The following is an 11091-nucleotide window of genomic DNA, read 5'->3' on the forward strand; positions in this document are numbered from 1 at the left end:
GTTCACCTCCGGTGGGGGGCGCGGTTCACTCGCTGGCGAGCGCCCCGGTGATCGAGGTGCCCGCGGCCCGGCGGGCGGGCAGCACCGCGGCGACCAGGCCGGCCAGCACCGACACCGCGATGAACACCGCGATCTGGCCGGCGGGGACGGCGAACACCATGTTCGGCAGCACCGAGTCCGCGGCGGCCCAGCCGAACAGCACACCGAACACGATGCCGATCCCGGCGCCGATGAGGCACAGCAGCACCGCCTCGACGCTGAGCATCCGCCGCAGCTGGGCCTTGGTCAGCCCCAGCGCCCGCAGCAGTGCCGACTCACGGGTGCGCTCCAGCACCGACAGGGCCATGGTGTTGGAGATGCCGAACACCGCGATGATGATCGCCAGGCCCAGCATCGCCGCCACCGTGTAGAAGGCGATGTCGAGGACGCCGGTGAACTGCTCCTTCATCTCGGCGACGGACATGACCTGAAGGGTCGGGTGGTCCGCCACGGAGCTCAGGACGGCGTCCCGTACCCGGTCGGCCTCGGCGCCGGGGTCGGCGACCACGTACAGCGTCCGGTCCTCGTGGACCTCGGGGTAGGCGGCGGCGAAGTCCTGCGGGTCGATGGTGGCGCCGTTCAGGCCGCCGCCGTCCTCGGTGATCGCGACGACGTCGAGTTCCAGGTCGTCGGTGCCCCACAGGCCCGGGACGGTGAAGGTGTCGCCCACTCGGGCCCCGTCGGCGTGGCCCTCGGACAGCACGACCCTGCCGGGGCCGAGGTCGGTGAGGTCGCCCTCGACGGTGTCGGCGGTCAGGTCGACGCCGATCCGGCCGTTGATGTACGTGGTGACCGGCAGGCTGTCGTCTCCGCCCAGTTCCACGTACACGTTGCGGTCGGCGATGATCCGCTCCAGCTCGCCCTGCTCCCCGAGTGCGTCCCGCACCTCGGCCGGGATGCCCGGGTCCAGGGGGAAGGACAGGCCCTCGACCTCGGGGTCCGCCGCCGGGGCGGCCGGGTCCGTTCCCGGACCCTCCGCCGCGGTCCCCTCCGCCGGCGCTTCCTCCGCGCCGGCCCCCTCCGCGGGGGCGTCCTCGGCAGGAGCGTCCTCGGCGGCCGGGGCCGCCTCGGTGCCCAGCTGGGCCATGATCTGGTAGTCCACCGGGAACTGCTCGTCCAGCATCCTGGTCAGGGTCGTCTCCGTGGAGGCGCTCACCACCGAGTAACCGGTGATGAGGGTGGCGCCCACGGTCAGCGCGATCATCGCGGTGGCGGCCCGGCGCGGGCTGCGCACGGAGTTGTCCACCGCCAGCATGCTCGGCACGCCCACCTTGCGCAGCGGCAGCCCCACCGTGTTCACGATCCCGCGCACCAGCAGCGGGCCCAGGACCACCACGCCCAGGAAGGCGATGAGCGCGGCGCCGGTGACGATGACCGGGCCCGTCTGGGTCGGGCCGGAGAGCTGGCTGACCGTGACCAGGGCCGCCGACGCGGCGAAGGCGAGCAGACCCAGGACCACGCGCACCCAGCCGGTGCCCTTCTCCAGGCCGGCGGCGGTGGCACTGGTGCGCAGTGCCGCCAGCGGGGCCACCCGGGTCGCCCGGGTGGCGGGGACCAGGGCGGAGAACACGGTCACCACGGTGCCAAGGACCATACCGGTGGCCACGGCCAGGGGGGTGACGGTGAGCGCGGCCCCGTCCATGCCCAGCAGCGGGCCCCCGAAGGCGGCCCCGGCCATCCCGATGCCGATGCCCGCCAGGACGCCCAGGGCGGACGCGACCAGGCCCACGACCAGGGATTCGGCCAGCATCGACCGGAACACCTGGGAGCGCTTGGCGCCCACGCACCGCAGCAGGGCCAGCTCGCGCTGGCGCTGGGCGATGAGGATGGCGAAGGTGTTGTAGATGACGATCCCGGCCACGAACATGGCGATGAAGGAGAACAGCAGCAGCACGACGCGCAGCATCGCGGTGTCGGCGCCGGAGCCCTCGGCCAGGTCCACCCCGAACTCCTCGCCGGTCCGCACCTCGGCGTCGGCCCCCAGCGCCCCGGCCACCGCGTCGGCGACCTGCTCGTCGGTGTGGCCCTCGGCGGCGACGGCGTCGATCTCGACGTAACCCTCGGCCCCGGTCATCCCGCCCAGGGTCGCGTGGTCGAAGACCACCACACCGCTGTAGCTGTACCGGGGGTCGGCGCCGAACTCGACCAGGCCGGTGAGGGTGAACTCCCGCTTCTCCTGGCCCGGGTCGAGCGCTGTCACGGTGTCGCCGACCTCGAAGCCGAGCTGTTCGGCGGTGGAGACGGCCAGGGCGATCTCGTCGCCGCCGGTCGGCAGGGCGCCCTCCTCGGCGGAGAAACGGGTGTGCTCGCCGAAGGACACCGCCGCGGGCGGCACGAAGCCGGACGCACGGCCCTCGGCGTCCAGCAGCACGACCTGCCCCTCTGCCAGGCCGTCGGCGCCCGCGACCTGCGGGAGCGCGCGGACCTCGGCCAGATCGTCCTCGGTCAGCGGGGCGGGCTCCTCTTGGGCCTCCTCGTCCGCGGCCGGGACGGCGATGGCGTCGACCGAGGTGGCCGAGCCCATGACGGTCTTCTCGTACCCGGCTTCGAGGGTGTCGGCGAAGACCATGGTGCCGGTGGTGAACATGACGCCGAGCATGATCGCCAGCACGGTCGTGACGTACCGGGACTTGTGCAGGCGCAGCCCGGCCAGTGTGGTGCGCAGCATCGGATCAGGCCTCTTCCAGCTTGAGCAGCCGCTGGGAGACCAGCTCGGCGGTGGGCTCGGCCACCTCGTCCACCAGGCGGCCGTCGCGCAGGAACACCACGCGGTCGGCGTAGGAGGCGGCGACCGGGTCGTGGGTGACCATGACGATGGTCTGGTGCAGCTCCTTGGCGGAGGTGCGCAGGAACTCCAGCACCTCGGCGCCCGAGCGCGAGTCCAGGTTGCCCGTGGGCTCGTCGGCGTAGACCACCTCGGGGGCGTTGAGCAGGGCGCGGGCCACGGCCACCCGCTGCTGCTGCCCGCCGGAGAGCTTGGTCGGCAGGTGGTGCAGCCGCTCGCGGAGCCCGACCACGTCGATGATGCGGTCGAACCGCGCCTTGTCCACCTTGCGCTTGGCGATCTGCGAGGGCAGCAGGATGTTCTGCTCGGCGGTGAGCATCGGCAGCAGGTTGAACGACTGGAAGATGAACCCGATGCGGTCGCGGCGCAGCAGGGTCAGCTCGGCGTCGCGCAGGCCGGTGATCTGCGTCCGGCCCAGGTGCACGGTCCCGGAGGTGGCCGTGTCCAGCCCGGCCATGCAGTGCATGAGGGTCGACTTGCCCGAACCCGAGGGGCCCATGATCGCGGTGAAGGCACCGCGGTGGAACTCCACGTCCACCCCGTCCAGGGCGTGGACCCGGGTGTCCCCGGTGTCGTAGACCTTGGTCAGGCCCCGGGCCACCACCACCGGGGGCGGGGCCACGGGGGAGGAGAGGTGGTCCACTGAGGGTGAGTTCACGGCGACTGCTCCAGACGGTGTGCGGTGACGATGGGGCCGGGGCGGACCGGCCGGGACGGGGTCCCGCCCGGTGGCGCCGCCGGTGACCTCAACGCTAGGTCCGGGAAAAGCCCGGAACCTCGGCCCCCAGGACGGTCTTCCCCCTCGTCCAAAGGAAGGAGGCGCGGGGGCGGTCCGACTCCTTCGTCATACCGGCCCCCCGACTTTCGTCGGTGGTCGCCGGGGCGCCGAAGGTGATGGAAGGTCCCGTTCGTGTGCTTTGAGCTGCGAAGACATCGAAAGGTGGCGGATCGGTGCCGCGCCCGCGCGTCCACCGGACCGCCGGGCGCCCCGCCGTAGACTCCGCAGCATGTGGAAGTGGGTGAAGGAGTCGGGGAGGGCACTGGGCTCCCTGGAGCGGCGCAGGGGCCGGTGGTGGTGGGAGCGCAGGCTCGTCTTCGCCGACTGGTTCTACGCCCTGGTGCCGCTGCCGTTCAGCGCCATGTTCCAGCTGTCCTCCGCTTCCACGGAGAGCATCGGACTCCTGAGCGGCGCGTTCGTGTTCCTCCTGAACGGCCTGGCGGCGGTCAACGTCCTCACCGCCGTCCTCGCGGGGTTCGCGGTCTACGTCGCCCCGGTGCTGTGGGCCGCCGCCATGGTGCTGCTGCGCCGCATCGACCCGCGGTGGCTGCTGGTCACCTCGTTCGTCCTCCTGCTGCTGTTCGGCAACTTCGTCCCGGCGGCCATCGCCCTGTACTCCTACGCCGTCTACTTCTCCGACCGCCGTGTCCTGGTCGCCTGGCTGGTCGCACTGAGCCTGGCCGTCACCGGCGCCTACCAGGCGGTCTTCCTGGGGTACTTCTTCCTCATCATCGGATTCCTGGTCATGCCCACGGTCATGGGCCTGTGGGTGGGCACCCGGCGCCAGCTCATCGACCGCCTCCATGAGCGCGCCGAGCGCCTGGAGCGCGAACAGCACCTGCTCGCAGACCAGGCCATCACCGCCGAGCGCACCCGGATCGCCCGGGAGATGCACGACGTGGTCGCCCACCGGGTCAGCCTCATGGTCCTGCACGCGGGGGGCCTGGAGGTCTCCTCCGAGGACCCGCGCACCATCGAGACCGCCGGGGTCATCCGCACCACCGGCCGCGAGGCCCTGACCGAACTGCGCGGGATCCTCGGCGTGCTGCGCGAGGAGGGCGCGGCCGCGCCCACCGCGCCCCAGCCCGTCCTGTCCGACCTGGACCGCCTGGTCCGGGAGTGGCGTGCCGCCGGGATGGAGATCGAGCGCACCGGGACCGGGGAGGAGCGGCCCGTCCCCGGGCCCGTGCAGCGCACCGTCTACCGCATCGTCCAGGAGGGGCTCACCAACGCCGCCAAGCACGCCCAGGGGGCCCGTGTCACGGTGCTCCTGCACCACGCCCCGGGCCGCCTGGAGGTGGAGGTCGCCAACGGCCCGGCCCCGGCCGGGACCGGGGTGCCCGCGCCGCGCAGCGGGTTCGGCCTCGCCGGCCTGCGCGAACGCGTCGTGCTGGCGGGCGGGGAGCTCACCGCCGGTGTGTGCCCGGACGGCGGGTGGCGGTTGCGCGCTATCGTGCCGACCGACACACCCGCAGGCGCCGAGGAGACCGCTCCGTGATACGTACCGTCCTGATCGACGACGAACAACTGGTCCGGTCCGGACTGCGGATGATCCTGGACTCCGCGCCCGACATCGAGGTGGTCGGCGAGGGCGGCGACGGGGCCGAGGCGATCCGCCTCACCGAGGAACTGGCCCCCGACGTGGTCCTGCTCGACATCCGCATGCCCGGCGTGGACGGCCTCACCGCCGCCGCCCGGCTGGCCGCCCTGCCCGACCCGCCGCACGTGGTGCTGCTGACCACCTTCGACCTGGACGAGTACGTGCACGGCGCGCTGCGCGCCGGGGCGGTCGGCTTCCTGCTCAAGGACACCCCGCCCCGCGACCTCATCGCCGCGGTGCGCACCGTGCACGAGGGCAACGCCATGCTCTCGCCCAGCGTCACCAAGCGCATGCTGGAGCGGTTCGCCGCCCCGGCCCCGGCCGACTCCGCCGAGGGCCGGGCCACCGCCGGACGGCGCCTGGAGGTGCTGAGCGAGCGTGAACGCGCCGTCCTGGTCGCCGTCGCCCAGGGCATGTCCAACGCCGAGGCGGGCCGTACCCTGGGCATGCGCGAGGCCACCGTCAAGGCGCACGTCAGCCGCATCCTCGCCAAGCTCGGCATGTCCAACCGGGTCCAGGCCGCGATCCTCGCCCACGACGCCGGGTGGGCCTGACCGGGTGACCCGGCTCACCCGGGCCGCCCCGGCATGTCGGAACCCCACAGGAAGCCGGGGAGGAGTCCTGTACCCGGCCGCATTGCGACCACCCCCCGCGACCTCGGTACGCTGCATTGCGATCCCCGACCCCGTCACGTGTCGTGGTCGCCCCTCGGGCGGCCGCGGGTAGAACAAGGAGCCCTTTATGTCCCGCTCGGTACTGGTCACCGGTGGCAACCGCGGAATCGGCCTGGCCATCGCCCGTGAACTGGCCGCCGGCGGCGACAACGTGGCCGTGACCTACCGGTCCGGCGAGCCCCCGGAGGGGTTCCTGGGGGTGCGCTGCGACATCACCGACTCCGCCCAGGTCGACGCCGCGTTCAAGGAGGTCGAGGAGGCGCAGGGGGCCGTCGAGGTCCTCGTCGCCAACGCCGGGATCACCAAGGACCAACTCCTCGCCCTCATGAGCGAGGACGACTTCTCGTCGGTGCTCGACACCAACCTCACCGGCTCCTTCCGCGTCGCCAAGCGCGCCGTGCGCGGCATGATGCGCAAGCGGTCGGGCCGGATCATCCTCATCTCCTCGGTGGTGGGCCTGCTCGGCTCCGGCGGCCAGGCCAACTACGCCGCCTCCAAGGCCGGGCTGGTCGGCTTCGGCCGTTCCCTCGCCCGCGAGCTGGGCTCGCGCAACATCACGGTCAACGTCGTGGCCCCCGGGTTCATCGAGACCGACATGACCGGCGCGCTGCCCGAGGAGCGCCAGGCCGAGATCAAGAAGAACATCCCCCTGGGCCGCTACGGCAGCACGGAGGACATCGCACGCACGGTGTCCTTCCTCGCCGGGCCCGGCGGCGCCTACATCAGCGGCGCGGTCATCCCCGTCGACGGCGGTATGGGCATGGGCCACTGAGCCGACCCCGGTCCACCGCACAGCAGACCAGAAACAGGACGGACAACCCGACACCATGGGACTTCTCGAAGGTAAGCGCATCCTCGTCACCGGGGTGCTCACCGACTCCTCCATCGCCTTCCACGTCGCCCGCCTGGCGCAGGAGCAGGGCGCCACGGTCGTCCTGACCGGTTACGGCCGCCTGAGCCTGGTGGAGCGCATCGCCAAGCGCCTGCCCGAGCCGCCGCCGGTCCTGGAGCTGGACGTCACCGACGACGAGCAGCTGGGGACCCTGGCGGCGCGCGTGGGCGAGCACGTCGACGGCCTGGACGGCATCGTCCACTCCATCGGGTTCACCCCGCAGGACGCCCTGGGCGGCAACTTCCTCAACACGCAGTGGTCGGACGTGGCCACCGCGATGCACACCTCGACGTTCTCGCTGAAGTCGCTGACCACCTCGCTGACCCCGCTCATGAAGAACGGCGGCTCGGTGGTGGCGCTGGACTTCGACAACAGCGTCTCCTACCCGATCTACGACTGGATGGGCGTGGCCAAGTCCGCGCTCACCTCCACCGCCCGCTACCTGGCCCGCTACGTCGGCGACCAGAACATCCGGGTGAACCTGGTCTCGGCCGGCCCGCTGAGCACCATGGCCGCGCGCAGCATCCCCGGGTTCGAGGAGCTGGCCAAGCACTGGCCCGAGCGCGCTCCGCTGGGCTGGGACGTCAGCGACCCCGAGCCCGCGGCCAAGGCCGTCGTGGCCCTGCTGTCGGACTGGTTCCCGGCCACCACCGGCGAGGTCGTCCACGTGGACGGCGGGTTCCACTCCACCGGGGCCTGAGCGCCCTGTTAGGTTGACGCGGTCGGTCCCCGCTTCCCGGGGGCCGACCGTACTCGTTGCAGCGGGAGGGGACGCGGACATGGATCTGGGACTGTCGGGCGCCAAGGTCTTGGTGACGGGGGCCAGCCGGGGGATCGGCCGGGCCATCGCCGAGGTGTTCGCGGACGAGGGCGCCGACCTGGCGCTGTGCGCCCGGGACGGGGTGCCCCTGGCGGAGGCGGCGGGGGAGCTGAGCTCCAAGGGCGTCAAGGTGTACGCCCTGCCCCTGGACGTCCGCGACCACGACGCGCTGACCGCCTTCGTGGCCGACGCGGCCGCCCACCTGGGCGGCCTGGACGTCCTGGTGTCCAACGTCTCCGGCGGCAGCGCGCCCACCCCCGACCAGTGGGAGCGGGCCTTCGACACCGACCTCGTACCGTTCCTGCGGCTGACCGAGGCGGCCGAACCGCACCTGAAGGCCTCGGCCCGGGGCGGGTCGGCGGTGCTGATCTCCACCACCTCGGCGCTGCACGTCACCCCGCCCGCCGGGGCCCGCTCCTACGGCGCGGTCAAGGCGGCCCTGAACCACCACGCCTCCTCCCTGGCCCGCGCCTGGGCACCGGAGGGGGTGCGGGTCAACACCGTCTCGCCGGGACCGATCGAGTTCCCCGGCGGCGGCTGGGCCCGCCGCCGGGAGAACGACCCGGACTTCTACGAGGGCATCCGCTCGCGCATCCCCTTCGGACGGCTGGGCCGCCCGGAGGAGGTGGCCCGCGCGGTCGCCTTCCTCGCGTCCCCGGCGGCGGCCTTCATCACCGGCCAGAACCTCGTCGTGGACGGCGGCTTCCTGGACCGGGTCTGACCGCCCGCGCTCCGGCGGTGGTCACCGCCGCCGGAGCGCGGGCGCGAGTCCGCGCACCGCGAGGACCGTGCCCGCGGCCCCGGCGACCGCCACGGCCACGGTGAGGTCGGGGAACCACAGCAGCGTGCTGCGCGGCCCGATGTAGGAGAGCAGCGCCGCGGCCGTGACGACGGCGAGCACGCCGACGACGCCCAGGACGGTGCGCCTCCGGCCCCGCCCCGGCCGCAGGGCCGCCGCACCCAGGCCCAGTGCCAGGGCCGTCGCGCTCCACGCCGCGGCCGGGGGGACCCACGCGGCGGAGGGCTCCTCCACGGGGGCGCCCGAGAGCATCCGGGCCAGGTCGAAGGCGACCTGCTGGATCTCCCCGTCGGCGGCGATCGCGTAGGCGTTCTGGGCCGCCACCACCGCGCGGTCGCGTTCGGGCAGCAGCACCACGATCGCGGCGTACCCGGGGGTGGCCCCGCCGTGGAACACGACGGGCTCGCCGGTGCCGGACAGTTCGGTCTCCCGCCAGCTCAGCCCGTAGGTCTGCGCCGACCCGGGCACCGGGACGACGCCCTCGCGCATCCCGGCCAGGGTGTCGGCGTCCAGCAGGGGCGGCTCGGGGTCCAGCTGGAGGCGGGCGAAGGCGGCCAGGTCGTCCAGGGTCCCGCCGAGGTAACCGAAGGCCGCGCCCTCGTCGTCCACCTTTCCGGCGTCGGCGCCCGCCACCGGCAGGCCCCACAGGTACCGGTGGCCGGGTGTCAGCCCGGCGGCCTCGGCCTCGCGCGCGTCGGTGAACGCCCCGTCCATCCCGGCGGGCTCCAGCACCGATGCGCGCAGGTGGCCGTGCAGGTCACCGGTGACCTCCTCGATCACCGCGCCGAGCAGCAGGTGGTTGGCGCTGGAGTAGGCGTGCGTCCCGGGTTCTTCGGCCGGGGCCCCGGCCAGGTGCTCGACCCGTTCGTCGAGGCCCATCGCGTCCGGGCCGTAGCGGTCGGCCACCGCGAAGGCGGCGCGCTCGGGGATCCCGGAGGTGTGCGTCATCAGGTGGCGGACGGTGATGTCGCGTCCGTCGAAGGCGGGCAGGTGGTCGCCTACCGGCGCGTCGAGGTCCAGCCTCCCCTCCTCGGCCAGGACGACGGCGGCGGTGGCGGTCACCGGTTTGGCCACCGAACCCCACAGGAAGGCGGTGCCGGCGTCCACCGGGTCACCGGCGCCGTCGACGCCGGTGTGGAAGGCGTGCTCCACACCCTCGGGGCCGACCACGGCGTAGGCCAGGCCGGGGACGACGGCCGCGGCCGTGTGCGCCTGGGCGTGGGCGTCCATGGCATCGGTATCCGGTGTGACCGGGGCGACCGGGGAGAGGGCGAGCAGCAGGGCGAGTGGGAGGTGCACGGGCGTCCTTTCGATAACCGTATGCTCATATTGTTATAGCCGTATGCTGATACGGTCAACCCGTGCCACGAACCGCAGACCACGACCGGCGCCGGGCCCAGATCGCCGACGCCGTGTCCGACCTCATCGCCGCCGACGGCCTGGCGGCGGTCACCGTCGCCCGCACCGCCGACCGCGCGGGCATCTCCGTCGGCCTGGTCCAGCACTACTTCCCGGCCAAGGACGACATGCTCCGGCACGCCTTCGAACGGGTCGGCGCCGCCATCGCCGACCGGGTCGCGGACCTCATCGCCGGGGGCGTCCGGCACGAGAGCTCCATCGCCGACGTCCTGGCCGCCGCCCTGGCCGAGTACCTGCCCCTGGACGGGCGCCGCCGCGCCGAGTTCCGCGTCACCCGCACCTTCGCGGGCCGCGCCCTGGACAACCCCCGCCTGGCCGAGGTGGACGCCCGCACCGCCGCGGCCCTGCGCACCGAGATCGCCCGCGCGGTCACCAACGGCTTCGAGTGCGGCGAGGTCGACCCCGCCGCCGACCCCGCCCTGGCCGCCGCCCGCCTGGCCGCCGCGACCGAGGGGCTGGCGTCCGCCCTGTATCGGGACCCCGGCGAGCAGGATCGCGCCCTCACGGTCCTGCGCACCGAGATCGATGCGGTCTTCACCGGTGAGTGCCGCCGGTACCGCCGCTGACACTGCCGGCCGCCGAGGGGTTGGCGTCCGCCCTGTATCGGGACCCCGGCGAGCAGGACTGCGCTCTCACGGTCCTGCGCACCGAGATCGATGCGGTCTTCACCGGTGAGTGCCGCCGGTACCGCCGCTGGCGCCGCCGGCCGCCGAGGGGGCGGCGGGAGGCGGGTGCGCGTTCGGCAGCGGTCTCCCGTGTACGGCGCCGATCAGGCGGCGGTCCGCGTCGAGGACTTCACCACGGCCCCGGGGCGGGTGCTCGCGACCGTGGCCCGCACCGCCGCCACCGAGGACGGGCCGGTCCTGACAGGGGAGGCCGCCGAGGTGGGCGGGGAGCAGGGGGAGGACACGGCCTTTGGTAACAAGGACATCACGGAGTTGCGGACGGGGTCTCCTGACGCCCTCCTGGTCCGAATCCCGTGGTGAAAGAACAGGGAAGGCGTGCGGCCCGGTGGTACGGCCGGGAACGCACCCGGCCCCGAAAGGGGCGAGGATGTGGACACGTTCCGGATCGCCCGGGCGTCCTTCACTCCCGAAACGGAGATCTCGAAGTGATCATGAGAGCGGCACCCCGCGCGGGTGCCATCGCGTTCGCCCTGGCCCTGGGTCTGGCGGCATGCGCCTCCTCCGAGCCCGAATCGTCGCCCGGACCCGAGGCGGACACGGTCGAACAGACCCCGTCCGAGAGCGGCTCCGAGACCGGATCCGAGGCGGTGGAGTCGGCG

Annotated in this window: 10 protein-coding genes; 7 read left to right on the forward strand and 3 right to left on the reverse strand. The window is 73.2% G+C overall.

Annotation, left to right across the window (positions count from 1 at the left end; translation table 11 throughout):
* Positions 1-25: 25 nt before the first annotated feature.
* Both QJS33_RS18990 and QJS33_RS18995 read right to left on the reverse strand, forming a co-directional pair.
* Entirely contained in the window at positions 26-2707 is a 2682-nt protein-coding gene (locus tag QJS33_RS18990) for an ABC transporter permease (protein WP_306369358.1), read from the reverse strand.
* A gap of 4 nt (positions 2708-2711) precedes the next feature.
* Complete coding sequence (locus tag QJS33_RS18995; protein ID WP_372339682.1) at positions 2712-3482, reverse strand: ABC transporter ATP-binding protein; 771 nt, start codon at positions 3480-3482, stop codon at positions 2712-2714.
* Positions 3483-3831: 349 nt separating this feature from the next.
* Here QJS33_RS18995 and QJS33_RS19000 point away from each other — a divergent pair, with 349 nt between their 5' ends.
* The 5 genes from QJS33_RS19000 to QJS33_RS19020 all read left to right on the forward strand — a co-directional run bounded on the left by QJS33_RS19000 (position 3832) and on the right by QJS33_RS19020 (position 8309).
* Entirely contained in the window at positions 3832-5100 is a 1269-nt protein-coding gene (locus QJS33_RS19000; protein ID WP_306369359.1) for a sensor histidine kinase, read from the forward strand.
* The gene (locus QJS33_RS19005; protein WP_306369360.1) at positions 5097-5756 is read left to right on the forward strand and encodes a response regulator transcription factor; all 660 of its coding nucleotides are present in this window, start codon (positions 5097-5099) and stop codon (positions 5754-5756) included. The genes QJS33_RS19000 and QJS33_RS19005 overlap by 4 nt, the downstream gene beginning before the upstream one ends.
* A 187-nt stretch (positions 5757-5943) precedes the next feature.
* Positions 5944-6648, forward strand: coding sequence for a beta-ketoacyl-ACP reductase (locus QJS33_RS19010; RefSeq protein ID WP_306369361.1), 705 nt, complete (start codon positions 5944-5946; stop codon positions 6646-6648).
* Between the two features lie 55 nt (positions 6649-6703).
* Positions 6704-7468, forward strand: a complete 765-nt coding sequence (fabI, locus tag QJS33_RS19015) for an enoyl-ACP reductase FabI (protein ID WP_306369362.1) — start codon at positions 6704-6706, stop codon at positions 7466-7468.
* Positions 7469-7547: 79 nt separating this feature from the next.
* Positions 7548-8309 carry an SDR family NAD(P)-dependent oxidoreductase gene (locus tag QJS33_RS19020; RefSeq protein ID WP_306369363.1) on the forward strand — a complete coding sequence of 254 codons (762 nt, stop codon included), beginning with the start codon at positions 7548-7550 and terminating at the stop codon, positions 8307-8309.
* A gap of 21 nt (positions 8310-8330) precedes the next feature.
* On the opposite strand, the gene QJS33_RS19025 is transcribed toward QJS33_RS19020, so the two are convergent.
* Positions 8331-9686 carry a serine hydrolase gene (locus QJS33_RS19025; RefSeq protein WP_306369364.1) on the reverse strand — a complete coding sequence of 452 codons (1356 nt, stop codon included), beginning with the start codon at positions 9684-9686 and terminating at the stop codon, positions 8331-8333.
* A 62-nt stretch (positions 9687-9748) separates the two neighbouring features.
* Between QJS33_RS19025 and QJS33_RS19030 the strand changes: the two genes are divergently transcribed.
* Both QJS33_RS19030 and QJS33_RS19035 read left to right on the forward strand, forming a co-directional pair.
* On the forward strand, positions 9749-10372 hold the full coding sequence (locus QJS33_RS19030; protein ID WP_306369365.1) for a TetR/AcrR family transcriptional regulator: 624 nt from the start codon (positions 9749-9751) through the stop codon (positions 10370-10372).
* Between the two features lie 189 nt (positions 10373-10561).
* Positions 10562-10792: a hypothetical protein gene (locus tag QJS33_RS19035; RefSeq protein WP_306369366.1), complete on the forward strand. Its 231-nt coding sequence runs from the start codon at positions 10562-10564 to the stop codon at positions 10790-10792.
* Positions 10793-11091 lie beyond the last annotated feature (299 nt).

Origin of the sequence: Nocardiopsis sp. CC223A (assembly GCF_030766825.1) — a bacterium.
GTDB lineage: Bacteria > Actinomycetota > Actinomycetes > Streptosporangiales > Streptosporangiaceae > Nocardiopsis.